This is a genomic window from Klebsiella sp. 10 (assembly GCF_018223925.1).
GTDB lineage: Bacteria > Pseudomonadota > Gammaproteobacteria > Enterobacterales > Enterobacteriaceae > Klebsiella > Klebsiella pneumoniae.
This window is the reverse complement of the sequence record NZ_JAGRRB010000016.1, coordinates 1-24049: the sequence shown is the minus strand read 5'-3', so window position 1 is coordinate 24049 and position 24049 is coordinate 1. Positions and strand designations below refer to the sequence as shown.

At 60.5% G+C, this 24049-nt stretch carries 22 protein-coding genes and 1 riboswitch; of the genes, 12 read left to right on the top strand and 10 right to left on the bottom strand.

The window, feature by feature from the left end; genetic code table 11:
• Window positions 1-111: 111 nt before the first annotated feature.
• From KHQ26_RS18095 to KHQ26_RS18085, 3 genes are read left to right on the top strand one after another with little or no spacing between them, the layout of a single operon-like run.
• Window positions 112-1800 carry a sensor histidine kinase gene (locus KHQ26_RS18095; RefSeq protein WP_002912760.1) on the top strand — a complete coding sequence of 563 codons (1689 nt, stop codon included), beginning with the start codon at window positions 112-114 and terminating at the stop codon, window positions 1798-1800.
• Entirely contained in the window at window positions 1794-2513 is a 720-nt protein-coding gene (gene btsR, locus KHQ26_RS18090) for a two-component system response regulator BtsR (RefSeq protein ID WP_004144215.1), read from the top strand. Before KHQ26_RS18095 ends, btsR begins: the two co-directional genes overlap by 7 nt.
• A 47-nt stretch (window positions 2514-2560) precedes the next feature.
• Window positions 2561-3031 carry a DUF1456 family protein gene (locus KHQ26_RS18085; protein WP_002912756.1) on the top strand — a complete coding sequence of 157 codons (471 nt, stop codon included), beginning with the start codon at window positions 2561-2563 and terminating at the stop codon, window positions 3029-3031.
• A 115-nt stretch (window positions 3032-3146) separates the two neighbouring features.
• Here KHQ26_RS18085 and metG read toward each other — a convergent pair whose 3' ends face one another.
• A complete protein-coding gene (gene metG, locus KHQ26_RS18080; protein WP_002912753.1) occupies window positions 3147-5180 on the bottom strand; it encodes a methionine--tRNA ligase in 2034 nt (677 codons plus the stop codon).
• Between the two features lie 153 nt (window positions 5181-5333).
• Here metG and apbC point away from each other — a divergent pair, with 153 nt between their 5' ends.
• Window positions 5334-6443, top strand: a complete 1110-nt coding sequence (gene apbC / locus KHQ26_RS18075) for an iron-sulfur cluster carrier protein ApbC (protein ID WP_002912751.1) — start codon at window positions 5334-5336, stop codon at window positions 6441-6443.
• On the opposite strand, the gene KHQ26_RS18070 is transcribed toward apbC, so the two are convergent.
• Both KHQ26_RS18070 and KHQ26_RS18065 read right to left on the bottom strand, forming a co-directional pair.
• On the bottom strand, window positions 6440-6904 hold the full coding sequence (locus KHQ26_RS18070; RefSeq protein ID WP_074183022.1) for a GNAT family N-acetyltransferase: 465 nt from the start codon (window positions 6902-6904) through the stop codon (window positions 6440-6442). The two genes, apbC and KHQ26_RS18070, sit on opposite strands and share 4 nt — an antisense overlap.
• Window positions 6876-7193: an RcnB family protein gene (locus KHQ26_RS18065; RefSeq protein ID WP_002912749.1), complete on the bottom strand. Its 318-nt coding sequence runs from the start codon at window positions 7191-7193 to the stop codon at window positions 6876-6878. Before KHQ26_RS18065 ends, KHQ26_RS18070 begins: the two co-directional genes overlap by 29 nt.
• A 183-nt stretch (window positions 7194-7376) precedes the next feature.
• Here KHQ26_RS18065 and KHQ26_RS18060 point away from each other — a divergent pair, with 183 nt between their 5' ends.
• Window positions 7377-8276 carry a LysR family transcriptional regulator gene (locus KHQ26_RS18060; protein ID WP_004149074.1) on the top strand — a complete coding sequence of 300 codons (900 nt, stop codon included), beginning with the start codon at window positions 7377-7379 and terminating at the stop codon, window positions 8274-8276.
• Here KHQ26_RS18060 and KHQ26_RS18055 read toward each other — a convergent pair.
• Both KHQ26_RS18055 and KHQ26_RS18050 read right to left on the bottom strand, forming a co-directional pair.
• Window positions 8266-9609, bottom strand: a complete 1344-nt coding sequence (locus tag KHQ26_RS18055) for an NCS2 family permease (RefSeq protein WP_002912743.1) — start codon at window positions 9607-9609, stop codon at window positions 8266-8268. The genes KHQ26_RS18060 and KHQ26_RS18055 overlap by 11 nt on opposite strands.
• Before the next feature lie 2 nt (window positions 9610-9611).
• Entirely contained in the window at window positions 9612-11423 is a 1812-nt protein-coding gene (locus KHQ26_RS18050; protein WP_020317134.1) for an adenine deaminase, read from the bottom strand.
• 120 nt (window positions 11424-11543) lie between these two features.
• On the opposite strand from KHQ26_RS18050, the gene KHQ26_RS18045 reads away from it, so the two are divergent.
• Window positions 11544-12458: a LysR family transcriptional regulator gene (locus KHQ26_RS18045; RefSeq protein WP_004151129.1), complete on the top strand. Its 915-nt coding sequence runs from the start codon at window positions 11544-11546 to the stop codon at window positions 12456-12458.
• On the opposite strand, the gene KHQ26_RS18040 is transcribed toward KHQ26_RS18045, so the two are convergent.
• Window positions 12455-12877: a universal stress protein gene (locus KHQ26_RS18040; protein WP_004189084.1), complete on the bottom strand. Its 423-nt coding sequence runs from the start codon at window positions 12875-12877 to the stop codon at window positions 12455-12457. The two genes, KHQ26_RS18045 and KHQ26_RS18040, sit on opposite strands and share 4 nt — an antisense overlap.
• 185 nt (window positions 12878-13062) lie before the next feature.
• A riboswitch (TPP riboswitch) is annotated at window positions 13063-13160 on the top strand.
• A gap of 34 nt (window positions 13161-13194) precedes the next feature.
• Between KHQ26_RS18040 and thiM the strand changes: the two genes are divergently transcribed.
• From thiM to fbaB, 3 genes are all read left to right on the top strand, one after another.
• A complete protein-coding gene (gene thiM / locus KHQ26_RS18035; RefSeq protein WP_004151131.1) occupies window positions 13195-13968 on the top strand; it encodes a hydroxyethylthiazole kinase in 774 nt (257 codons plus the stop codon).
• On the top strand, window positions 13965-14765 hold the full coding sequence (gene thiD / locus KHQ26_RS18030) for a bifunctional hydroxymethylpyrimidine kinase/phosphomethylpyrimidine kinase (protein ID WP_002912707.1): 801 nt from the start codon (window positions 13965-13967) through the stop codon (window positions 14763-14765). Before thiM ends, thiD begins: the two co-directional genes overlap by 4 nt.
• A 147-nt stretch (window positions 14766-14912) precedes the next feature.
• The gene (gene fbaB / locus KHQ26_RS18025; RefSeq protein ID WP_002912704.1) at window positions 14913-15965 is read left to right on the top strand and encodes a class I fructose-bisphosphate aldolase; all 1053 of its coding nucleotides are present in this window, start codon (window positions 14913-14915) and stop codon (window positions 15963-15965) included.
• 58 nt (window positions 15966-16023) lie between these two features.
• Here fbaB and KHQ26_RS18020 read toward each other — a convergent pair whose 3' ends face one another.
• From KHQ26_RS18020 to KHQ26_RS18010, 3 genes are all read right to left on the bottom strand, one after another.
• Window positions 16024-17307, bottom strand: coding sequence for an RbtT/DalT/CsbX family MFS transporter (locus KHQ26_RS18020; protein ID WP_004175116.1), 1284 nt, complete (start codon window positions 17305-17307; stop codon window positions 16024-16026).
• Between the two features lie 81 nt (window positions 17308-17388).
• Complete coding sequence (locus tag KHQ26_RS18015; RefSeq protein ID WP_020804246.1) at window positions 17389-18996, bottom strand: FGGY-family carbohydrate kinase; 1608 nt, start codon at window positions 18994-18996, stop codon at window positions 17389-17391.
• A 26-nt stretch (window positions 18997-19022) separates the two neighbouring features.
• Window positions 19023-19772, bottom strand: coding sequence for an SDR family oxidoreductase (locus KHQ26_RS18010; RefSeq protein ID WP_004180592.1), 750 nt, complete (start codon window positions 19770-19772; stop codon window positions 19023-19025).
• A 254-nt stretch (window positions 19773-20026) separates the two neighbouring features.
• Between KHQ26_RS18010 and KHQ26_RS18005 the strand changes: the two genes are divergently transcribed.
• A complete protein-coding gene (locus tag KHQ26_RS18005; protein WP_004180590.1) occupies window positions 20027-21028 on the top strand; it encodes a substrate-binding domain-containing protein in 1002 nt (333 codons plus the stop codon).
• Window positions 21029-21050: 22 nt separating this feature from the next.
• Here the strand turns inward: KHQ26_RS18005 and KHQ26_RS18000 are convergent, their stop codons facing one another.
• Window positions 21051-21992 carry a sugar-binding transcriptional regulator gene (locus tag KHQ26_RS18000; protein ID WP_004144198.1) on the bottom strand — a complete coding sequence of 314 codons (942 nt, stop codon included), beginning with the start codon at window positions 21990-21992 and terminating at the stop codon, window positions 21051-21053.
• A 206-nt stretch (window positions 21993-22198) separates the two neighbouring features.
• Here KHQ26_RS18000 and dalD point away from each other — a divergent pair, with 206 nt between their 5' ends.
• A complete protein-coding gene (gene dalD / locus KHQ26_RS17995) occupies window positions 22199-23566 on the top strand; it encodes a D-arabinitol 4-dehydrogenase (protein WP_020804244.1) in 1368 nt (455 codons plus the stop codon).
• 9 nt (window positions 23567-23575) lie between these two features.
• Window positions 23576-24049: FGGY family carbohydrate kinase (locus KHQ26_RS17990; RefSeq protein ID WP_266097860.1), on the top strand; the 474-nt coding region annotated here is incomplete at its 3' end.

Sequence of the window (24049 nt, the reverse complement as noted above, 5' to 3'; positions counted from 1 at the left end):
GCAAAAAAGTGTGATCCTGGCCGTCATTTTTCATTTTTATGCAGGGCTTCAAAGAAAGTTTTCGCCAGGCAGGGTATGGTACGCGCTTTCAGGCATGTGTGGTTTGCGGGTATGTACGAGTTTGATCTGGTGTTGCTGCTGCTTCAGCAGATGTGCGTATTTTTGGTCATCGCGTGGTTGATGAGCAAAACCCGACTGTTTATCCCCCTGATGCAAGTCACCGTTCGCCTGCCGCACAAGCTGCTGTGCTACGTCACCTTCTCCATTTTCTGCATTATGGGGACCTATTTCGGTCTGCATATCGAAGACTCCATCGCCAACACCCGCGCCATCGGCGCTGTGATGGGCGGCCTGCTCGGCGGGCCGGTGGTCGGCGGGCTGGTAGGGCTCACCGGCGGCCTGCACCGCTACTCGCTGGGGGGAATGACCGCCTTAAGCTGCATGGTTTCCACCATCGTTGAGGGGCTGCTGGGCGGTCTGGTGCACAGCGTGCTGGTCAAACGCGGCCGGCCGGACAAAGTCTTTAGCCCGCTGACCGCCGGGGCGATCACCTTCGTGGCCGAGCTGGTGCAGATGATGATCATTCTGCTGATTGCCCGCCCGTTCCAGGACGCCCTGCATCTGGTGCAGAGCATTGCCGCGCCGATGATGGTCACCAATACCGTCGGTGCGGCGCTGTTTATGCGCATTCTGCTGGACAAGCGGGCGATGTTTGAGAAGTACACCTCCGCCTTTTCCGCCACGGCGCTGAAGGTGGCGGCGTCCACCGAGGGGATCCTGCGTCAGGGATTCAACGAAGAGAACAGCATGAAGGTGGCCCAGGTGCTGATCCAGGAGCTGGATATCGGTGCGGTGGCGATCACCGATCGCGACAAGCTGCTGGCGTTTACCGGCATCGGCGACGATCACCATCTGCCGGGCAAGCCTATTTCCTCCTCGTATACGCAACGGGCGATTGAGACCGGGGAGGTGGTCTACGCCGACGGCAACGAGGTGCCTTACCGCTGCTCGATTCATCCGCACTGTAAGCTGGGGTCGACGCTGGTGATCCCCCTGCGCGGCGAGAACCAACGGGTGATAGGAACCATTAAATTGTATGAGGCGAAAAATCGCCTGTTCAGTTCAATCAACCGCACCCTCGGGGAGGGGATTGCCCAGCTGCTGTCGGCGCAGATCCTCGCCGGACAGTACGAGCGGCAGAAGGCGCTGCTGACGCAATCCGAAATCAAGCTCCTGCACGCCCAGGTCAACCCGCACTTCCTGTTTAACGCGCTTAACACGCTGAAGGCGGTGATCCGCCGCGACAGCGATCAGGCCGGCCAGCTGGTGCAGTATCTATCGACCTTCTTTCGCAAGAACCTGAAACGGCCGACGGAAATTGTCACTCTTGCCGATGAGATCGAGCATGTTAACGCCTATCTGCAGATTGAGAAGGCTCGCTTTCAGGCTAACCTGCAGATCCAGATGGCGGTGCCGGAAGGGCTGGCGCATCACCAGCTGCCGGCCTTTACCCTGCAGCCGATCGTGGAGAACGCCATTAAGCATGGTACATCGCAACATCTTGGCGTCGGCGAAATTACCATCCGCGCCAGCCAGGACGATCGCTGGCTGCAGCTGGATATCGAAGATAACGCCGGGCTGTACCGGGCCAACCCCCAGGCCAGCGGGCTGGGGATGAATCTGGTGGACAGGCGGCTGCGGGCGCGTTTTGGCGCCGACTGCGGCATCAGCGTCACCTGCGAGCCGGAGCGCTTTACCCGTGTCACCCTACGTCTGCCCCTGGAGGAGAATGCATGCTGAGAGTATTGATCGTCGATGATGAGCCGCTGGCGCGGGAAAACCTGCGCATTTTGCTGGAGACACAGCGCGATATCGAGATCGTCGGCGAGTGCGGCAACGCGGTGGAGGCCATTGGCGCGGTGCATAAGCTGCGTCCCGACGTGCTGTTTCTCGACATCCAGATGCCGCGCATCAGCGGTCTGGAGATGGTCGGGATGCTCGACCCGGAGCACCGCCCCTATATCGTGTTTCTCACCGCCTTTGATGAATACGCGGTGAAAGCCTTTGAGGAGCATGCCTTTGACTATCTGCTGAAGCCGATTGAAGCTGCCCGGCTGGAGAAAACCCTCGCCCGCCTGCGCCAGGAGCGTAATCTGCAGGATGTGTCGCTGCTGGATGATGCTCAGCAGACGCTGAAATACATTCCCTGTACCGGCCACAGTCGTATCTGGCTGCTGCAGATGGAGGATGTGGCCTTCGTCAGCAGCCGGATGAGCGGCATCTACGTGACCGACCGCGAGGGAAAAGAGGGCTTTACCGAACTGACCCTGCGCACCCTCGAGAGCCGCACGCCGTTGCTGCGCTGCCATCGCCAGTATCTGGTGAATATGGCGCACCTGAAGGAGATTCGCCTGGAGGAGAATGGCCAGGCGGAGCTGCTGATGCGCGCCGGGCAAACGGTGCCGGTGAGCCGGCGCTATTTAAAAAGCCTGAAAGAGGCGATTGGCCTGTAAAGCTGGTACACTGCGCCCCATTGCATCATCGACAGTAAAAGGCCCTCATGCTCAGTAATGATATTCTTCGTAGCCTGCGCTACACCCTGAAAGTCAATAATAACGATATGGTGCGCATTCTCGCGCTCTCCGCTATGGAATCCACCGCCGCCAGCTTCGACACCTGGACGACGAAAGAGGATGAAGAGGGCTTTGTTCGCTGCCCGGACATTATCCTGTCGGGTTTCCTTAACGGCCTTATCTATGACAAGCGCGGCAAAGATGATTCGGCCCCGGAGCTGGCGCTGGAGCGTCGGGTGAATAACAACACGGTGCTGAAAAAGCTGCGGATCGCCTTCTCGCTGAAAACGGACGATATCCAGGCGATTATGAGCGAGCAGAAATACCGGGTGTCGGTGCCGGAGATCACCGCCATGATGCGCTCGCCTGACCACAAAAACTACCGCGAGTGCGGCGACCAGTTTCTGCGCAATTTCCTGCGCGGACTGACCCAGCGGGTGCATAACCCGAAGGCATGATTTTTTGCCGGGTGGCGGCTTCGCCTGACCCGGCCTACAACGACTGCCCCCCCGGGCGCGTGCTAGCATAGCGCCGCCGGGCAAAAAAAGCCGGAGATACTCTCCGGCTTTTTTGTTATTTCACCTGCTGACCCGGCTTGGCGCCGTCGTCAGGGCTTAACAGGAAGATATCCTTCCCGCCAGGGCCGGCGGCCATCACCATGCCCTCGGAGATGCCGAAGCGCATTTTGCGCGGCGCCAGGTTGGCGACCATCACCGTCAGGCGACCAATCAGCGGCTGCGGATCCGGATAGGCGGAGCGGATGCCGGAGAAGACGTTACGTTTTTCGCCGCCGAGATCCAGCGTCAGGCGCAATAGCTTGTCGGAGCCCTCGACGAATTCCGCGTTTTCAATCAGCGCCACGCGCAGATCGACTTTGGCGAAATCGTCAAAGGTGATGGTCTCCTGAATCGGATCGTCCGCCAGCGGACCGGTGACCGGCGCCGCGGTGGCTTTCACCTCTTCTTTAGAGGCTTCTACCAGGGCTTCCACCTGCTTCATCTCGATACGGTTGTACAGCGCCTTGAACGGATTGACCTTATGCGCCAGCAGCGGCTGCTGAATGGCGTCCCAGCTCAGTTCGCTGTTGAGGAACGCTTCCGCACGCGCGGCCAGCTGCGGCAGGACCGGCTTCAGCCAGGTCATCAGCACGCGGAACATATTCAGGCCCATGGTGCAGATGGCCTGCAGGTCGGCGTCGCGGCCTTCCTGTTTCGCCACCACCCACGGCGCCTGCTCGTCGACGTAGCGGTTAGCCACGTCGGCGAGGGCCATGATTTCGCGGATGGCCTTACCGAACTCGCGGCTGTCCCATGCTTCGCCGATGCTTTCCGCCGCGTCGGTGAAGGTTTTGTACAGCGCCGGGTCGGCCAGCTCCGCGGCCAGCACGCCGTCGAAACGCTTGCTGATAAAGCCGGCGTTGCGCGAGGCGAGGTTAACCACCTTGTTGACGATGTCGGCGTTCACGCGCTGCACGAAATCTTCCAGGTTCAGGTCGATGTCATCGATGCGTGAAGAGAGCTTGGCGGTGTAGTAGTAGCGCAGGCTGTCGGCATCGAAATGATTTAACCAGGTGCTGGCCTTGATAAAGGTGCCGCGCGACTTGGACATCTTGGCGCCGTTGACCGTCACGTAGCCGTGCACGAACAGGTTAGTCGGCTTACGGAAGTTGCTGCCTTCCAGCATCGCCGGCCAGAACAGGCTGTGGAAGTAGACAATGTCCTTGCCGATAAAGTGATACAGCTCGGCCGTGGAGTCTTTCTTCCAGTATTCGTCGAAGCTGGTGGTGTCGCCGCGCTTGTCGCACAGGTTCTTGAAGGAGCCCATGTAGCCGATCGGCGCGTCCAGCCAGACGTAGAAATATTTGCCCGGCGCGTTGGGAATTTCGAAGCCGAAGTACGGCGCATCGCGGGAGATGTCCCACTGCTGCAGGCCGGATTCGAACCACTCCTGCATCTTGTTCGCGACCTGCTCCTGCAGGGCGCCGCTGCGGGTCCACGCCTGCAGCATTTCGCTGAACGACGGCAGGTCGAAGAAAAAGTGCTCGGAGTCACGCATCACCGGCGTGGCGCCGGAGACCACCGATTTCGGGTCGATAAGCTCGGTAGGGCTGTAGGTCGCGCCGCACACTTCGCAGTTATCGCCATACTGGTCCGGAGATTTGCACTTCGGACAGGTGCCTTTCACAAAACGGTCCGGCAGGAACATGCCTTTTTCCGGATCGTAGAGCTGAGAGATGGTGCGGTTTTTAATAAAACCGTTCTCTTTCAGGCGGGTGTAGATAAGCTCCGACAGCTCGCGGTTCTCGTCGCTGTGCGTCGAGTGATAATTATCATAGCTGATGTCGAAGCCGGCGAAATCGGTCTGATGCTCCTGACTCATTTCGCCAATCATCTGCTCCGGAGTGATACCGAGCTGCTGCGCTTTGAGCATAATCGGCGTGCCGTGGGCGTCGTCGGCGCAGATGAAGTTGACCTCGTGGCCGCGCATTCGCTGGTAACGGACCCAGACATCAGCCTGGATGTGCTCCAGCATGTGGCCGAGGTGGATGGAGCCGTTGGCGTACGGCAGGGCGCACGTTACCAGAATTTTCTTCGCGACTTGAGTCATAGTGAGCATTACATCTTCTGTTGTAAAAAGGGCTTCCGATATTACCAAAAGGGCTGTGGGTGCGCCATAAATGGCTGCCCATATATGGATAATCGTTACCTGTGATAAACTCTGTGATTACTGAAAGCATCTCAAAACAACAAAGGAGTCGGGATGAATTCGCAATCCCAGGCCAAATCCCCTGAGCGCCTACGTGCGATGGTCGCCGGGACGCTGGCCAATTTCCAGCACCCAACCCTGAAGCATAATCTCACCGCCCTTAAGGCGCTGCACCATGTCGCCTGGCTGGACGATACCGTCCATATTGAACTGCAAATGCCGTTCGTCTGGAGCAGCGCCTTCGAAGCGCTGAAAGAGCAGTGCAGCGCCGAACTGCTGCGCATCACCGGCGCGAAGGCTATCGACTGGAAGCTGACCCACAGCATCGCAACCCTCAAGCGGGTGAAAAACCAGCCCGGGGTCAACGGCGTGAAAAACATTATCGCCATCAGCTCCGGCAAAGGCGGCGTCGGTAAATCTTCTACTGCCGTAAATCTGGCGCTGGCCCTGGCGGCGGAAGGGGCGAAGGTGGGCATTCTGGATGCCGATATCTATGGTCCGTCGATTCCGACCATGCTGGGTGCGGAAGACAGCCGCCCGACCTCGCCGGACGGCACTCATATGGCGCCGATCATGAAATATGGTCTGGCAACCAACTCCATCGGCTACCTGGTGACCGACGACAACGCCATGGTCTGGCGTGGGCCGATGGCCAGCAAGGCGCTGATGCAGATGCTGCAGGAGACGCTGTGGCCGGATCTTGATTACCTGGTGCTGGATATGCCTCCGGGCACCGGCGACATCCAGCTGACCCTGGCGCAGAACATTCCGGTGACCGGCGCGGTGGTGGTCACCACGCCGCAGGACATCGCGCTGATCGACGCCAAAAAAGGCATCGTGATGTTCGAGAAAGTGGAAGTGCCGGTGCTGGGGATCGTGGAAAACATGAGCATGCATATCTGCAGCAACTGCGGGCACCACGAGCCTATCTTCGGCACCGGCGGCGCGCAAAAACTGGCCGAGAAATACCACACCCAGCTGCTGGGCCAGCTGCCGCTGCATATTACGCTGCGGGAAGATCTGGATAACGGCACGCCGACGGTGGTGGCGCGTCCGGACAGCGAATTTACCGACATCTACCGCCAGCTGGCGGGCCGGGTGGCGGCCCAGATGTACTGGCAGGGAGAAGTGATCCCGGGTGAGATTGCCTTCCGCGCCGTTTAAGGCCGCGGCGAGCGCATCAGCCAGTATCTGCCCTTGGGCGACGCGCCCTGTGCTTCGATGGTCCAGCCATGACGCTGGTAGAAGCGCAGGGCGTTTTTATTTTCCATCAGGCACTTCAGCGTTCCGCTGGCGGTAAAGGTCCGTTCGACCTGCGCCAGCAGCGCGCTGCCGATATGTTTGCCTTGCCAGTCGGGGTCGACAAACAGATGGTGAAGGAAATTATCGGCGGTCCATACGGCGGCAAAGCCCACCGGCTGGCCGTCGCATTCCGCGACCCACAGCTGTTCATCCGCGGTGGCGGCATCGAAATCTTCCAGCCGCCACGCCGCGGCGGGAAGCCAGGTCCACGATAAACTGCGCGCCCGCAGGAAGATCTGGCGCAGCGCCGGAGAGTCCGCTGGCTCGCCGGGGCGGACGTGGAGATTGCGCGGATCAACGATGGTAGAAGATCTCGCCATCATACACTTTGAGGATTTTGCCTTCGGTATCGGTAATCAGCACGTAGTTACCGCCCATATAGGTCCAGTGGCTGCCGGCGTCCGGCGCAGGCAGGTTACGCTGCTGCCACTGTTTAATGTTGTATTCCGGGGTGAGATACATCGCCGGAACGGTGTCGCCGATGTGAAACTGGGTGAAATCGGCGGTGAACTCTTTCAGCGCATACTGATCGATCCCCGCGGCAGTAGCCGTCCAGCTGGCGCCAGCGGTGGCAAGAAGTACGCCCAGAAGCATCATTTTTGTTTTACGCATAGTTTCCTCAATATTACCTGGACTCAAAATAGCAGCCTCGTATCATTCCTGATGCGTTGCTGAAATGGCAAGCACTGGATTTTTAAAAAGTGTAAGCAAAACGCGGCGCAAGTCTTGTGCCGCTTGCGTTGCAGCGACGGTGATGCGTATTTTGGGAGCAATCTGAAGCAGGGGAGAATCGGCATGTTCAGGCTGGAAGATCTGACCTTATTTGTCCGCGCCGCGGCGCTGGGCAGTTTTAGCGACGCGGCGCGCGAGGCCGGGCAGCAGCCGGCGCAGGTCAGCGCGGCAATTAAGCGTCTGGAGACGATCCTCAATATTCGCCTGTTTGCCCGTTCGACCCGCAGCCTGCGCCTGACGCCGGAGGGGGAGACCTGGCTGCCCTACGCCACCCAGATGCTCGATACCCTCGAGGCCGGTCTGCAGAAGATCCAGACCCCGGACGATGAAGTTCGCGGCATGTTGCAGATTGCCGTGCCGTCGGACCTCGGGCGTAACCTGCTCCTGACCCTGTTCCGCGATTTCCGCCAACGCCACCCGGCGCTGCGCCTGCGGCTGCTCTTTTCCGATCAGCTGACCGACGTGTTTAAAGATCCGGTGGACGTTGCGTTTCGCTATGGCAATAACGACGATGCTTCGTTTATCTCGCTGCCGGTGGCGCCGGAAAATCGTCGGGTGCTGGTGGCCTCGCCTGAGTGGATCGCTCGCCATGGCGAACCGCAGACCCTCGAGGAACTCAGCCAGCATAATGCGTTGATCTACATTTTGCGCGGCCGTCCGTTCGACCGCTGGTCGCTGAGCCTCGACGGCGTGGTTCAGCAGCAGAAGGTCTCCGGCACGGTGATGAGCGACGACGCCGAGGTGATCCGTCGGCTGGCGATCGCCGGGGAGGGCATTGCCTATAAATCGATGCTCGACGTCAGCGACGATCTGCGGGCGGGGCGCCTGCGGCGCCTGCTGCCGCGTTATCAGGGGGATGTAGTGCCGTTGAATCTGATTTGTCCGCACCGCAAACAGCTCTCTGCCGCGGTGCGTTTGTTATATGAAGAGGTGAAATCACATTGTGAAGGGCTTAATGCCTGACTAAGGTCGCGAAGTAATACACCAGCGGGACGGCCAATACCCACAGGCCAATCGGGATCTCCCGCCACTTACCGGCGATAGCCTTGATCACAATGTAAAACAGCAGCCCGCCGGCAATCCCGGTGCCAAAGCTGTTGGCGATAAGGGTGATCATCACCATCATCAGCACCGGCAGCCCGTCGGTGAAGTTGGCAAGATCCACTTTGCGCAGGCCGCTGAACATGTTCAGGCCAATCAGGATCAGCGCCGGGGCGGTGGCTTCTTTCGGGATCATCAACGCCACCGGCGTGAACAGCAGCATCAGCAGGAACATTACCGCCGCTGACAGCGCGGTGAGGCCGGTTTTGCCGCCCGCTTCCGCTGCCGCCGAAGATTCAATCAGCGCCGTAGCCGCCGGAATGCCCACCCACGGGCCGAGCGCGGCGGCAATCGAATCGACCATGAACGGGCGATTAATCTGCGGCATGTTGCCTTCTTCATCCAGCAGACCCGCCTCGCCGCCCACCGCCAGCGTTGTCCCCATGGTGGAGAAAAACTCAGATGCGAAAAAGACGAACAGGAACGGCAGGAAGGCGATGTTTAACGCCCCCAGCAGGTCAACCTGTCCCAGCACCGGCGCCAGCGAGTGGGGGGCATCGATAAAATGCGTCGGCAGTTTAGTCACGCCGAACGGGATACCCACCAGCGTGGCGCACAAAATAGCCCACAAAATGGCGCCCGGTACCTTACGCGCCTGCAGGGCTATCGCCAGGAACAGGCCGCACAGCGCCACCAGCGCGCCGGGGGCGAGAAAGTCGCCGAGCATCAGGGCGTTGGTTTTCGCATTGGCCAGCACCAGCCCGGCATTGCGAAAACCGAGGACGGCGACAAACAGGCCGATGGAGGCCGTCAATCCCAGCTTGATCGACTGCGGCACCGAGCGGGTGACCACTTCGCGCAGGCCAAAGCGGGTCAGCAGGAAGAAGAGGATCCCCGACCAGCAGGCAATTCCGAGGCCAGTCTGCCAGCCAATCCCTTCGCTACCGGCCAGCGTCACCCCCACCAGCACCGAGCCGCCAATGCCCGGGCCGACGATAAACGGCAGGTTGGCATAAAACGCCATCAGCAGCGAGCCGACGACGAAGACCAGAATGGTGCCGGTGGTGGCGGCGCCTTTATCCATCCCGCCGATCGCCAGCAGCCCCGGGATGACCACCAGTAAATAGGCGGCGGCGAGAAAGCCGGTGATCCCGGCCAGGCATTCGGTGCGTAGCGTGCCGCCGCGCGAGCGCAGCGCAAAGCGGCGCTCCAGCCAGTTAGCGCGGGCGGAAGAGTGAAGTGTGTTATCGGCCATGCTCAGGCTCCCTGAGGATTATTGTTGTGATCGGTTGGCTCCGGGATCTCCCGGCAGGCTATCAACGGGTCGACTATCTGGCGGCTGCCGCCGTCGGTCAGACCCAAATCGGTTAAATGCGGCCCGGCGTTACAGGCAAGGCAGGTGCCTTCAATGGCCTTGAAGACCCGGTACGGCGGCTCCCAGTCGGCGACTTGGCTGCTCAGATCGCGCAGCTCGCGGAACTGACGCGCCAGTTCCGCGGCTGGGAGATCCGACAGCATGCCGGCAATCGGCATCGCCACATGGGCAAGGATCTCGCCCTGTTGCGCCAGCGCCATCCCGCCGCCGGAGGCGATAAGCTGGTTGGCCGCCAGCGCCATATCATTAGCGTCGCGCCCGAGCACCACCAGATTATGCGAGTCGTGGGAGTAGCTGGTGGCGATGGCGCCGCGCAGCTCACCCCAGCCTTCAAGCAGGGCGATTTGCGGCGTCGCCTGATGGCGGCCGTGGCGGTGCTTGACCCAGATCAGACTGAAGCCGGCGGGCAGCTGGACTTTCCCGTCACGAACCTGCACTTCCACTTCGCCCCACTGGGTGAAGCGCGCGCCGCGGATATGGCGCAGGCGGGCGATGCCGTGACGAATGCCCTGGACGCGCAGAATAAAGTCATCGGCGCGGAGGGGGGCGATCTGCAAAGTATCGCGCGGCGGCGTGACGCCCGCGGCGGGCGCGATCGGTGTCAGCAGGTTGCCCGCACGGGCCAGCAGCTTACCGCCTACGTAGACTTCGCGGGCCACCAGTTTCTCCAGGGAATCAAACACCACCAGATCGGCGCGCCGCCCGGCGGCAATCAGCCCAAGATCGTGGCGCTGCAGGCGAATAGCGGCGTTGAGGGTGGCGAATCGCAGCGCATCGACCGCCGGTAAACCGTGCTCGATCAGCAGATTAAGCAGGGCGATGATGCCGCCTTTCTCCAGCAGCATATCCGGCGGCACGTCATCAGTGCAGACGGTGATCTGCGAGGAGAGGTGCGGCAGCGTTTTTAACGCCGCGACGATATCCGGCAGCAGATAGGGGTGCGAGCCGCGGATCTCGATCGTCAGCCCGGCGCGCAGTTTTTCCAGCGCGTCGTCCGCCGAGGTCAGTTCATGATCGGAGGTGACGCCGGCGGCGAGGTAGCCCTGCAGGTCAGCGCCGCTCAGGCCGCGGGCGTGGCCTTCAATCAGTTTGCCGCTGTTGAGACCGGCCTGGACAATCTCCTGCATCCGCTCGCTACCGTGCAGCACGCCGTGCATATCCATCACCTCCGCCACGCCGCGCACTTCCGGCCAGCCGAGCATGGTCTCCATCTCCGCGCCGGCAAAATCGGCGCCGGACATTTCGAGACCCGGCGTGGAGGGGACGCTGGACGGGGCGGCGACCATCACCTGCAGCGGCAGATGGCGGCTGGCGTCCACCGCATAGCGCACGCCAGCGACGCCGAGGACGTTGGCCAGCTCATGCGGATCCCAGAACACTGCGGTGGTGCCCTGGGTGAGGACGATTTCCGCATAGCGCTCCGGCGGCAGGTGCGAGCTTTCGAGATGCACGTGGGTGTCCATCAGGCCGGGGGACAGGTAGCTACCGGCCAGGGAACGCACTTCATGGGCGTCTTCGCGACTGCCGCGCGGATGGACGCTGGCGATCATCTCGCCGACGATACCGACGTCAGCGGGGCGAATTTCGCCCGTGGCCATATCGACGATCTGCGCATCGATCAGCAGCAGATCAAACGGGGATTCACCGCGCGCGGCCTGCACGGCGCGACGGCGGACTTGAGCATTGCTGGACATAACCACTCCGGCACAAGGATAATGCGGATACTCTAGGGGCACAGCAAACGTTTGCCCAGATGAATAAATTTATCACCCGATAAGCTCGGGTTATTGTGCAGGACCACCGTAGCGAACCCGATGATGAACGAACCCTGGCAGCGGCTGCCCGCGCTCTCTCTTAAACAGCTTCAGTATTTCGTCACCCTGGCCCAGCTGCGCCATTTTACCGATACCGCCAGTCGGCTGGCGATTAGCCAGCCGGCGCTGAGCAGCGCCCTGCGGCAGATTGAAACGGTACTCGGCGGTAAGCTGGTCAACCGTACCGCTGCGACGGTCACTCTGACTGAACTGGGGGCGGCGATTTTACCCCACGCCCAGCGGATCCTCAGCGTGGCGCAGGCGGCCTTTTCCGATATGCAGCAGATTGTCGAGGCGGGTGGCGACGGGACGGTGCGTATCGGTCTGGTGCCGTCGGTCAGTTCGCTGCTGTTTCCGCTGCTGCCGCAGACCCTGGCTGAGGCCTTTCCGCGTCTGCGCATTGAATTTCACGATCAGACCAACGATGCGCTTATCCAGGCGCTGCAGCGCGGCGAGATTGATTTCGGCATCGGGGCGATCGACAGTTCACTGCCCGCAGAACTGCTGGTCTATCCGCTGCGCGAAGATCCCTTCGTGGCGGTGCTGCACCGCGACGATCCGCTGGCCGCGCAGGCACATCTGCCGTGGAAACAGCTGGTGGGGCGGGATATTGCTGTGTTCTCGAAGGGCAATATCCAGCGGCTGGTGGCGGCATTAGTGGAGAGCCATCGCCTGACGCTGACCACCCGCTACCAGGTGGACTATATCGAAACCCTGTATGGCCTGGTGCGCTCGCGCTTAGCGGTGGCGATTCTGCCGGCGCTGTACACCACCCATCTGCAGGACCCGGCGCTCAGGGTCGCCCAGTTGCAGCAGCCGGCGCTCGCCCGCACAGTGGCCCTGATGCGCGGCCCGCAGGCGCTGCCCCCGCTTATTGAAGACTGTTTTTCTCTGCTGCAGGCCGCCTTGCGCTAGGGCAGGTGCTTGATCAGCACGTCTACGGTTAAGTGGTTGATGTACTCCAGCGAGTGTGAGGAGAGGACGCCCAGCAACCGGTTATGGTGTCCGGCAATAATTAAATCGATCTGCCGCTGCCGAACGCAGGTTTCTACGTCTTCAAACCGGCGGGTGGTCACCAGCGAGAGGGTATCCACCGGCAGGGAGACGGTGCAGGCCAGCTCGTTGAGCAGGGCTTTGGCCTGGATCACCTCCTGCGAGACCCGATCGTCGCGCAGGCTGTCGGAAACATAGTTCAGCGCCCGGTAATCGGTGCTGATGTGGGCGATGGTGATGCGCATGCCGTTCTCTTCTGCCATTCTGGCGGCATGCTGGAGCAGCGGGACGCCGTCCTGACTGCTGTTAATCAGTACCAGCGCATGGTGATAAACGGCCATGGCGTATATCCTCGGTAGGCTAAATAGCGCATGATGTCATTATTTTCCGCCCGCCAGCAGCGGAATGCAATCCCGTCCGGTTGCCTGATGAGCATGATGGCCGCGAAGGTGTCGTAACCAGGGCTAAAGGCTTGTTGTATGAACCGGTGAGTTGCGGTAAATTCCACAACGCTTAACAATTTCACTATTTTGACTCGGGGTGCCCTTCTTCGTTGAAGGCTGAGAAATACCCGTACCACCTGATCTGGATAATGCCAGCGTAGGGAAGTCAGAGACCGCAGGGTCATTGCTTCTACCTCGTCTGGCGGGAGCAAACTATGCCTGAGCTGTTGAATCCCGCGCCTGTCGCGCACCTGCGCCATCTGCTGCGCGCCCATTCCCCCCTTGTGCACTGCATGACTAATGACGTGGTGCAGACCTTTACCGCCAACGTTCTGCTGGCCGTCGGCGCCTCGCCGGCGATGGTGATCGATCCCCGCGAAGCGGCGCAGTTTGCCGCTATCGCCGATGCGCTGTTAATTAACGTCGGTACCCTGACCGAAGATCGCGCCGTGGCGATGCGCGCCGCGGTGGAGCACGCCCGTCAGGCCGGCAAGCCCTGGACGCTGGATCCGGTGGCGGTCGGCGCCCTGACCGTGCGCACTGCCTTTTGTCACGAGCTACTGGCCCTCCAGCCGGCGACCATTCGCGGCAATGCCTCTGAAATTCTGGCGCTGGCCGGGATGAGCGCCGGCGGGCGCGGGGTGGATACCACCGATACGGCCGCCGCGGCGCTGCCGGCGGCCCAGGCGCTGGCTCGTCGGCTGGCTACCGTGGTGGCGGTCACTGGCGAGGTGGACTACGTCACCGACGGCGAGCGGGTGCTCAGCGTGGCGGGGGGCAATCCGCTGATGACCCGGGTGGTGGGCACCGGCTGCGCGCTGTCGGCGGTGGTGGCGGCGAGCGCGGCGCTGCCGGGAGACCGGCTGGAAAACGTGGCCGCCGCCTGCGGGCTGATGAAGCAGGCCGGGGAGATCGCCGCCCGTCAGGGAGGCCCAGGCAGCTTTATTCCGGCGTTTCTCGACGCGCTGTATCAGGAGGTGCAGGGATGAAACGCATCAACGCCCTGACCATCGCCGGCACCGATCCCAGCGGCGGGGCCGGTATCCAGGCCGATCTGAAAACCTTCTCCGCGCTGGGGGCCTATGGCTGCTCGGCGATCACCGCCCTGGTGGCGCAGAATACCCGCGGCGTACAGTCGGTCTATCGCATCGAACCGGATTTTGTGGCCGCGCAGCTCGACTCGGTGTTCAGCGATGTGCGTATCGATACCACCAAAATCGGCATGCTGGCGGAGACCGATATTGTGGAAGCCGTGGCCGAGCGGCTGGCGCGCTACCGGGTGGCCAACGTGGTGCTGGATACCGTCATGCTGGCGAAAAGCGGCGATCCGCTGCTGTCGGCCTCGGCGGTGGAGACCCTGCGTCAACGATTGTTGCCGCAGGTGTCATTGATCACCCCGAACCTGCCGGAAGCGGCCGCGCTACTCGATGCCCCCCATGCGCGTAACGAACGGGAAATGCTGGAGCAGGGGCGGGCGCTGCTGGCGCTGGGCTGCGGCGCGGTATTGATGAAGGGCGGCCATCTCGACGATGCCGAAAGCCCGGACTGGCTCTTCACCCGCGAAGGGGAACAGCGGTTCACCGCGCCGCGAGTGCAGACCAAAAATACCCACGGCACCGGCTGTACGCTCTCCGCCGCGCTGGCGGCGCTGCGCCCGCGTCACGCGGACTGGGCGGCCACCGTTATCGAGGCGAAGGCCTGGCTGTCGGCGGCTCTGGCGCAGGCCGACTCTCTGGAGGTAGGCCACGGTATCGGGCCGGTGCACCATTTCCACGCCTGGTGGTAAATGGCAGCGCAACGGGACAGCAGAATCTCCTGAAAAAATGGCCCCCCGGCTGGAAAATAGGCTAAGTCGGTACCAGGCTTAACCTGCCCAAAAAAATTGGGTTGGGATAATGCACGCCGGCTTCGGCCGGCCTTACGGGAGATTGCTATGACTGATATTACGCAGTTGCTGGGCAAAGATGCCGAGAGCCTGTTGCAGCACCGTTGTATAACCATTCCGTCCGACCAGCTGTATCTGCCTGGCGCAGATTATGTTGATCGGGTGATGGTGGATAACAACCGACCACCGGCGGTGCTACGCAATATGCAGACCCTGTACAATACCGGACGCCTGGGGGGAACCGGCTACCTTTCCATTCTGCCGGTTGACCAGGGCGTGGAGCACTCGGCGGGCGCCTCCTTTGCCGCCAACCCGCTGTACTTTGATCCGAAAAATATCGTCGAGCTGGCGATCGAAGCCGGCTGTAACTGCGTGGCGTCGACCTACGGCGTGCTGGCCTCGGTGTCGCGCCGCTACGCGCATCGCATCCCTTTCCTGGTGAAGCTCAACCATAACGAAACGCTGAGCTACCCCACCGAATACGACCAGACCCTCTACGCCAGCGTTGAGCAGGCGTTTAATATGGGGGCGGTGGCCGTGGGAGCGACGATCTATTTCGGCTCAGAACAATCGCGTCGTCAGATAGAAGAGATTTCCGCCGCCTTTGAGCGGGCCCATGAGCTGGGCCTGGTCACCGTGCTGTGGGCCTATCTGCGCAATTCGGCGTTCAAGAAAGACGGCGTCGACTATCATGTTTCCGCTGACCTGACCGGTCAGGCCAACCACCTGGCGGCCACCATCGGCGCCGATATCGTTAAGCAAAAGATGGCGGAGAATAACGGCGGCTACAAAGCGGTTAACTTCGGCTATACCGACGATCGGGTATACAGCAAACTGACCAGCGATAACCCCATCGATCTGGTGCGCTACCAGCTGGCCAACTGCTATATGGGCCGCGCCGGGCTGATCAACTCCGGCGGCGCGGCGGGCGGGGAGACCGACCTTGCCGACGCGGTGCGCACGGCGGTGATCAATAAACGCGCCGGCGGCATGGGGCTGATCCTGGGCCGCAAAGCGTTTAAGAAATCGATGGCCGACGGCGTGAAGCTGATCAATGCCGTGCAGGATGTTTATCTGGATGGCAAAGTGACTATCGCATAAGGCAAAAATCCGGGCGGCACCGCCCGGATTGCGCATTGTTTGTACCAGATGCGGTTTATTAAGACTCTGCCGCGTTGGCGGTAAACGGTTTCGCATGCTGATCGCTGGTAAAGCCAGGCTGTTCAACGCGGATTAACGGGCACAGGAAGAAGGCCAGAATATATAAGGCGGTATAGGCTATTACCACGCCGATAGTGCTGAAATAGGGCAGCAGTACCACGGCAATCGCCGGCGCCAGAAAGTTCGACAGCCCGGCTGACAGGTTATAGACCGAAATCGCCGCGCCTTTATGGTTCGGCTCCAGCGCCGGGAACACCGCCGCCATCGGCACAAACGCGGCGACAAAAATCCCCAGGGCAATAGCCGGTACCAGCGCCATGGCAAAATTATGGCCGAAGTGCTGGGGCAGGTAATAGAACGCCAGGCTGGAAAGCGCCATCCCGATGCAGCCGAACCAGCGGATAACCTTCATCCAGCCCATTTTCTCCGCCACAATCCCCCAGAAAACGTTCGAAAAGATCGTGGTGAAGAAGAATGCCGCCCATACCTGCAGCCATTCCGAGGTGGTAAATCCCAGCTCATCAACAAACATCATCGGCATGATCACCGCAAAACCAAACAGCGACAGGGTGTTGATAATGCGCACAATGCTCGAGAACAGAATGCTGCGGTTGGTATAGAGCAGCGTCGCGGCGCGCCCCAGTTCGGCGAATTTTTCACGAGTGGTCAGGTTCTGCATATGGCGCGGCGTTTCGGTATGACGCATCGACACCAGCGCAATAATGCCGCCGGTGGCGCAAAAGAGCAGCGCCAGCCACAGGGTGCCCATTTCGCCAATGTGGGGAATGGTAAAACTCGGAATATAGCTGCCGAACACGCCGATACCCACCGAGTAGACCGCCCAGAACCAGCCCAGCGCGGAGCTGGAACTGTCGCTGCGGACGTTGTGGATAATGGCGACGATAAAGGAGTAGAGGAACAGCGGGTAGGCCAGGCCGCGGATGCCATAAAACAGCAGGATCAGCGCATAGTTGGCGCGACCGAGGCCGAAGACGAGGAACAGTACGTGGAATACACACCACAGCACGAAGCCAATCAGCATAGCTTTACGTGGGGTAATGATTTCCGCCACCACGCCGGAGACCCACGCCGACAGGGCGGCAGCCAGACCGTAGAGAGTAAAGGCAAAGGAAGCCTGCGCCGGGGTGAATCCGAGTGCTTTGATGTAGTGCGACAGAAAAGCCAGCTCAAAGCCGTCGCCGGTCATAAACACGGCGATGGCGACATATCCCCAGATGAGGTTGAGCGGTAGACCGTACCACTGTTTGTTATTAACGGACATGTTGACCTCGATTTCAGAGTGCAGATGAGTGTCTCCGCTGCACAGCAGCGGAGCATTATTGTTATAAAATAAGGAGGTATGTTATTCGCGAATCAGCCTGCCGGCCTGTTGTAGCGCCTTATAGGCCGCATACCTGCGCTGATGAAGCGGGCTAAACGCCGTCTCGCTGTGATAGGTGGCATCCACCTGAGTAAACTGCTTCATGGCCTCCGGCAGCGAAGCCGCGACTCTGCCCGCCACCGCGCCGAGGATGGCGGAACCTAACAGCACCGGCTCGCGGCTGGCGGTGCTCACGATGCTAACGCCGCAGGCGTCGGCCAACAGCTGACGCACCAGCGGATGCTGCCCGGCTCCGCCGCTGATGACGATATTTTCACTCTCAATTCCGCAGGCGCGCTGGGCGTCAATGATCTGTCGCAGACCATAGCCAATCCCGCATAGCCCGGCAACGTACAGCGCGGTCAGGTTATCCAGGTCCCGCTCCATCCCCAGCCCGGCAATCAGCGCTTTCGCGTGGGGATCGGCAAGCGGCGCGCGATTACCGAGAAACTCCGGAACGACGTGCAGACCGGCGGCCAGCGTTACCGCCTCAGAAGGGGAAGCAACTTGCGTCAGAACGCGATCCGCCAGCCAGACCGGTAGAGGGACGCCTGCGGCTTTCGCTTGCTCGCGCGCTTCCGCCGCCGCCGGATGGAAGCTCAGCAGCTGGTCGATAGCCGCGCCGGCGGCGCTTTGCCCGCCTTCACTTAGCCAGTAGCCCGGCACCATCGCCGAATAGTAAGGGCCCCAGACGCCCGGGACGAATACCGCTTCCTGAGTGGTGGTCATGGTGCAGGAAGAAGTGCCGAAGACATAGGCCATATTGTTGACCGCGCCGTTAAGCACGCCGACGGTACCGATGCCGCCCGCGTGGGCGTCAATCATCCCCACCGCCACCGGCGTACCGATCGGCAGGCCCATCTCCTCTGCCGCCGTGGCGCAAAGGCCCTCGCCGCAGGGGGTGCCTGGATCGACAATCCGCTGGCCGATGCGGACAAAATCTTCATCCGCCAGCTCTGCGAGGCCAATCTGGCGGAAGTAACCGGCATCCCAGCGTTGTTCATGCGCCAGATAGGTCCATTTACAGGTCACCGTGCAGACCGAGCGGGCTTCATCGCCGGTTGAGCGCCAGGTGAGGTAATCGGCGAGGTCGAAGAAGTGGCGCGCCTGCTGATAGATGTGCGGGCGATTCTCCTTCAGCCACAAAATTTTCGGCGTTTGCATCTCCGGCGAGATTTTGCCGCCAACGTACCGCAGTACCGGGTGGCCCGTGGCATTGATCTTTTCCGCCTGCCCGGTGGCGCGATGATCCATCCAGACAATAATGTTGCGGTCCGCATCGTCCGAAGGCCCGACCGCCAGCGGCGCATCGTTATCGCCAATCACCACCAGCGAGCAGGTGGCATCGAAGCCGATCCCGGCTATCGACGACGGCGAAACGCCGGCGCTGGCCACCGCCGTTTTAATGCAGTAGCACACCGCCTGCCAGATCTCACGGCTCGACTGCTCGACCTTGTTTCCGGCGCTGCGAAACAGGGTTATTTCCCGGGTCGCGTGGGCGAGGAGCTCGCCCCGCAGATTGAATACCCCGGCGCGCACGCTGCCCGAACCGACATCCACGCCAATAATGTTTTGCGTATCGTTTTGCATCACATCCTCTCACAGGCTGGCCAGGGTCAGAGATCCACGCTGTTCGGCAGGATCACAATGTCGCGCACGGTGACGTTTTTCGAACGCGTCACCATAAACAGCACCGACTCCGCCACTTCAATCGGCTGCATCAGGCTGCCGTTGGCCAGCGCTTCGTCCATTTTGGCTTTTGGCCAGTCGTCCAGCAGAGCGGTAACCACCGGGCCCGGCAGTACGGCGCCGACGCGCACGCCATACTGCGCCACCTGGCGACGAGTGGTGTGCACAAATGCCTGCACCGCGAATTTCGACGCGGTATAGACAGGCTCCCAGATCACCGGCACCACGCCCGCGATCGAGCTGGTGAAGATAATATCCCCGGATTTTTGCGCGATCAGATGCGGCAGGACGCTGCGCACGCAGCGGAAGGCGGCGTTGATATTGAGGTGCAGCACGCGGTCCCAGACGTCCGGGTCGCCCTCGGCCACCGGCCCGCCGATATAGGCGCCGGCGTTGGCGTGGAAGATATCGAGACGCCCGGTAAGCTGCAAAATGCCCTGCAGTAGGTTATCGACCTGGTCCGCCTGCATCAGGTCGACCTGCAGGGCGAAGGCGTTTTCGCCAAGTTCGGCGACCAGTTTGTTGAGCTTTTCGCCTTCGCGGTCGATCAGTACCACTTTTGCGCCAGCTCCCAGCAGGGTCCTCGCGCACTCGAGGCCGATACCGGATGCCGCGCCGGTGATCGCGGCGACTTTACCGCTGAGGGAAGTATTCATAGAGGAGACAGAGTGGTTCATTTTATAATCCTTTGCCGTGTCTGGTTAAAACTATCGAACGCGAGGGCATCACGTTCGAGGTGATAGACTAAACCTGGTAACATATTGAATATCAGCATCTTAATTCAGGCTTGCTGGCATGTTGAGGCGGTATGCGCGCGTACTTCCTGGCGTGAAAAGGATGCTCAATCGATGAAGCTATGTTGCTCTCGCTTCATCGATTGAGCAAGTGGGGAAATTAACAGCGACATGATTTTGTGACGCAAGTTGGAAAAATGAAGAAGATAACGATTTACGACCTGGCGGAACTTTCCGGCGTTTCGGCGAGCGCGGTGAGCGCTATCCTCAACGGTAACTGGAAAAAGCGCCGCATCAGCGCCAAGCTTGCGGAAAAGGTGACGCGGATTGCCGAAGAGCAGGGCTATGCGATTAACCGTCAGGCCAGCATGCTGCGCAGTAAAAAATCACACGTCATCGGTATGATTATCCCCAAATATGATAACCGCTACTTCGGTTCCATCGCCGAACGCTTTGAGGAGATGGCCCGCGAGCGCGGCCTGCTGCCGATTATCACCTGTACGCGCCGGCGTCCGGAACTGGAGATCGAAGCGGTAAAGGCAATGCTCTCCTGGCAGGTTGACTGGGTGGTCGCGACCGGGGCGACCAATCCGGATAAAATTTCCGCGCTATGCCAGCAGGCGGGCGTGCCAACGGTCAATCTCGACCTGCCGGGCTCTCTCTCGCCGTCGGTGATTTCGGATAACTACGGCGGCGCGAAAGCGTTGACTCATAAGATCCTGGCTAATAGCGCCCGCCGCCGCGGAGAGCTGGCGCCGCTGACCTTTATCGGCGGGCGCAGCAGCGACCATAACACCAGCGAGCGTTTACGCGGCTTCCACGATGCGCATCGCGAGCTGGGGCTTAGCGTGCCGCAGGCGAATATTCTGGCCCCCGGCTATTCGAAAGGCCACGTTGAGGACTGCCTGCAGGAGCGGTTTGGCAGCGCGAAGACGCTGTTGCAGGGGATATTTGTTAACTCGACGATATCCCTGGAAGGGGTTGTGCGCTGGCTGTCGCAGGTGGGTCTGACCGGCAGCGAGCAGCCGCCGATGGGCTGCTTCGACTGGGATCCGTTTGTCTATCTGCTGGGGCACGATATCGACATGGTGCAGCAGGACGTGCCGGCGATGCTGGACGCTGTTTTTTCGATTATTGACGCCGGCGAAGCCAGCCAGCAGCGGATTGAAATTCCCCCGCGACTGATGAGCAGCAGCTGAGTCGCTGTCTGGCTGTTCGACGTTACCGCGTCAGCAGCCAGCGGGCGGTATGCTCATCGGTCACCAGGCCATTAATCCAGCCGCCTTTAAGGGCGGCCAGGATCGCCGGTCGTTTATGTTCTCCACAGGCAGCGGCAATCCGCGGGCAGTGGCTCTGGCGGATATCATAGCTGGTGATCATGCGGTTGATCTCGCTGTCTACCACGTCGCCTTGCGCATCAATAAACCGCCCGAGGATCTCCCCGATGCCGCCGCGGGCGGTCAGCTCATCCATCTGCGCCTGATTGATAAAGCCGTCTTTAAAGATCGGACTTTGCGTGCCCAGCGGACCAATGCCGACAAAAATCACGTCCGCCTCGCGGGCGACGCCGGAGACGCTGCGGAATAAGCGATTGGTGCACCACATTTCATACTCATCCGCGCTTTGGGCGTAGCGCGGCGCCGGCCACTGATAGTACTTGGCCTTAATTTTGCGGGTCAGCAGCAGGGGCACGTCATCGTAATAATTGCACTGCCCGTCGGCGTTCATGGCGCTGATCAGCGCCACGCAGCGGGTATTCAGGCTGTCAAAATCGATGCGCTGCAGCGCTTTTTTCAGGGTCAGGCCCGAGCCCAGACCGATGATTTTCTCTTTATCATCCTGCAGATAGCGAGCCATCAGCTGATAGCAGCCAAATGACACACTGTCGAGGGTGCTTTCTTCGCTAAAGGCGGGGACCACATTGCACTCGATCAAGCGGTATTTTTCCTGCAGCAACTGCGCATAATCGAGGCAGTTCGCTACCGGATGGTGCAGATTAATCGACACAATCCCTTCTTCTTTCGCGGCGGCGATCAGCCGTTGCACCACCGGTCTGGAGGTGCCCAGCTGGCTGGCAATCTCGCTCTGATTCTGGCCGGCGATGTAGTACATCCATGCGGCACGCACCTTCTGATCCAACCGGATATCGTCTTCTTTACTCATGGTTTCCCGCCCTAAGTTGCTGGCCAGGGCACGCAATTGGCCCGGCGAATACCCGCATTCTCGCCGTGGTTGGCATAACTGGCAAGCTTTTGCTCTTTGCTGGTCATTTGTAATTTAATTGGGTAATTGCTCTTTTGTGATCCATGGCTCTTATTTAGGTCAAATGATCAATTACAGTGGCGCCATCAACTCAAGGAGAGCAGAACATGAACAATCAATTCACATGGCTTCATATCGGTCTGGGTTCTTTTCATCGCGCGCATCAGGCGTGGTATCTGCATCGTCTGATTGCTTCCGGGGATAATCGCTGGCGCATCGCGGCGGGGAATATTCGCAACGACGCCGAGCAGGTGGTCCAGGCGCTGGCGGCGCAGGGAGGACGTTACGTCCTCGAGACCGTCAGCCCGGAAGGGGAGCGCGAATATGAAGAGATCACCTCAATCCAGAAACTGCTGCCGTGGCAGGCCGGGCTACAGCCGCTGATTAACGAAGGGGCAAACCCGCAGACCAAAGTTATCGCCTTTACCGTGACGGAAGGGGGGTACTACCTGAACACTCGCCATCGGCTGGAAACCAGCAACCCCGATCTGCAGGCCGACCTGCAAGGCGAGTGCAAAACCATTTACGGCACCCTCGCGCGGATCCTGGAAAAGCGCATGGCCGACAACGCCGGGCCGCTGACCCTGCTCAACTGCGATAACGTGCGTCATAACGGCGAGCGTTTCCACGACGGTATGGTCGAGTTCCTGCAGCTCACCGGCAAACAGGCGGTGATTGACTGGATGGCGGCCAATACCACCTGTCCGAACACCATGGTGGACCGCATCACCCCGCGTCCGGCGGCCGATCTGCCGGCCCGCATCAAAGCGCAAACCGGAATTGATGACAAAGCGCCGGTGATGGGGGAGACCTTTATCCAGTGGGTAGTGGAGAACAACTTCCGCGATGTCCGCCCGAATCTGGAGGCAGTCGGCGTGGAGATGGTGGAGTCGGTCATCCCGTATGAAGAGGCGAAAATCCGTATTTTGAACTCGTCGCACAGCTGCATTGCCTGGGCGGGAACCTTAATCGGCCAGCAGTATATTCATGAAAGCACGCTGACCGATGTTATCTACGCCATTGCCGACCGCTACGTTACGGAGGACGTTATTCCGTGTCTCGGCGACAACGGCATTGATCTGCCGACCTACCGGGATGTGGTGCTTAAGCGCTTTACCAACCCCTATATCCAGGACACCAACCAGCGCGTCGCCGCCGACGGCTTCTCGAAAATTCCGGCGATGATCGCGCCAACCTTGCAGGAGTGCTACCAGCGCGGCGTCCGCCCGGAAGCGACCGCCATGCTGCCGGCGCTGTTCTTCGTCTTTATGGAGCAGTGGCACAAGGGAACTCTGCCATATCAGTACCAGGACGGCATCCTGGATGCGCAGGCGGTGCATGAGATGTTCGAGGCTCAGGATCCGGTGGCTGTCTACGCCCGTGATAAAGCCCTGTTTGGTGATCTCGCCAACAACGCGGATTTCCTGGCGCTGATGCGCAAGAAAGTCGCCGCCGTTTACACGCTGATTAACTAAGAGGTGGCTATGTATCTGGGTATCGATCTCGGCACATCGGAAGTCAAAGCGCTGGTCATTGATGAGAACCATGAGGTTATCGCCAGCCATAGCGCGCCGCTGAGTATTCAGCGGCCTCATCCGCACTGGTCAGAACAAGCGCCGGAGCTATGGTGGGAGGCGACGGAGTACCTGATGGCCACGCTACGGGAAAAATGCGCGCAGCATTGGCCGGCCATTAAGGCGATTGGCCTCTCCGGGCAGATGCACGGCGCGGTGTTGCTGGATGCAGAGGGGCAGGCGATCCGTCCGGCCATTCTGTGGAACGACACCCGCTGCGCCGCAGAGTGCGCCGAGCTGGAGGCGATGGCGCCGGAGTTGCATCAGGTGGCGGGCAACCTGGCGATGCCGGGCTTTACCGCGCCGAAGCTGTTGTGGGTGCGCCGTCATGAGCCGCAGCACTTTCAGCGCACCGCCACGGTGCTGCTGCCCAAGGATTATCTG

Bases quoted from the DNA above. Each gene is read 5' to 3' on its own strand.
- KHQ26_RS18040 (WP_004189084.1), bottom strand. From the start codon at position 12,877: ATGGCCGTTTATCACCATGCGCTGGTACTGATTAACAGCAGTCAGGAC.
- thiD (WP_002912707.1), top strand. From the start codon at position 13,965: ATGAAACGCATCAACGCCCTGACCATCGCCGGCACCGATCCCAGCGGC.
- fbaB (WP_002912704.1), top strand. From the start codon at position 14,913: ATGACTGATATTACGCAGTTGCTGGGCAAAGATGCCGAGAGCCTGTTG.
- KHQ26_RS18060 (WP_004149074.1), top strand. From the start codon at position 7,377: ATGTTCAGGCTGGAAGATCTGACCTTATTTGTCCGCGCCGCGGCGCTG.
- KHQ26_RS18050 (WP_020317134.1), bottom strand. From the start codon at position 11,423: ATGTCCAGCAATGCTCAAGTCCGCCGTCGCGCCGTGCAGGCCGCGCGC.
- thiM (WP_004151131.1), top strand. From the start codon at position 13,195: ATGCCTGAGCTGTTGAATCCCGCGCCTGTCGCGCACCTGCGCCATCTG.
- KHQ26_RS18010 (WP_004180592.1), bottom strand. From the start codon at position 19,772: ATGAACCACTCTGTCTCCTCTATGAATACTTCCCTCAGCGGTAAAGTC.
- KHQ26_RS18095 (WP_002912760.1), top strand. From the start codon at position 112: ATGTACGAGTTTGATCTGGTGTTGCTGCTGCTTCAGCAGATGTGCGTA.
- btsR (WP_004144215.1), top strand. From the start codon at position 1,794: ATGCTGAGAGTATTGATCGTCGATGATGAGCCGCTGGCGCGGGAAAAC.
- KHQ26_RS18015 (WP_020804246.1), bottom strand. From the start codon at position 18,996: ATGCAAAACGATACGCAAAACATTATTGGCGTGGATGTCGGTTCGGGC.
- KHQ26_RS18000 (WP_004144198.1), bottom strand. From the start codon at position 21,992: ATGAGTAAAGAAGACGATATCCGGTTGGATCAGAAGGTGCGTGCCGCA.
- KHQ26_RS18055 (WP_002912743.1), bottom strand. From the start codon at position 9,609: ATGGCCGATAACACACTTCACTCTTCCGCCCGCGCTAACTGGCTGGAG.
- KHQ26_RS18005 (WP_004180590.1), top strand. From the start codon at position 20,027: ATGAAGAAGATAACGATTTACGACCTGGCGGAACTTTCCGGCGTTTCG.
- KHQ26_RS18070 (WP_074183022.1), bottom strand. From the start codon at position 6,904: ATGATGGCGAGATCTTCTACCATCGTTGATCCGCGCAATCTCCACGTC.
- apbC (WP_002912751.1), top strand. From the start codon at position 5,334: ATGAATTCGCAATCCCAGGCCAAATCCCCTGAGCGCCTACGTGCGATG.
- KHQ26_RS18045 (WP_004151129.1), top strand. From the start codon at position 11,544: ATGATGAACGAACCCTGGCAGCGGCTGCCCGCGCTCTCTCTTAAACAG.
- KHQ26_RS18020 (WP_004175116.1), bottom strand. From the start codon at position 17,307: ATGTCCGTTAATAACAAACAGTGGTACGGTCTACCGCTCAACCTCATC.
- KHQ26_RS18065 (WP_002912749.1), bottom strand. From the start codon at position 7,193: ATGCGTAAAACAAAAATGATGCTTCTGGGCGTACTTCTTGCCACCGCT.
- KHQ26_RS18085 (WP_002912756.1), top strand. From the start codon at position 2,561: ATGCTCAGTAATGATATTCTTCGTAGCCTGCGCTACACCCTGAAAGTC.
- dalD (WP_020804244.1), top strand. From the start codon at position 22,199: ATGAACAATCAATTCACATGGCTTCATATCGGTCTGGGTTCTTTTCAT.
- metG (WP_002912753.1), bottom strand. From the start codon at position 5,180: ATGACTCAAGTCGCGAAGAAAATTCTGGTAACGTGCGCCCTGCCGTAC.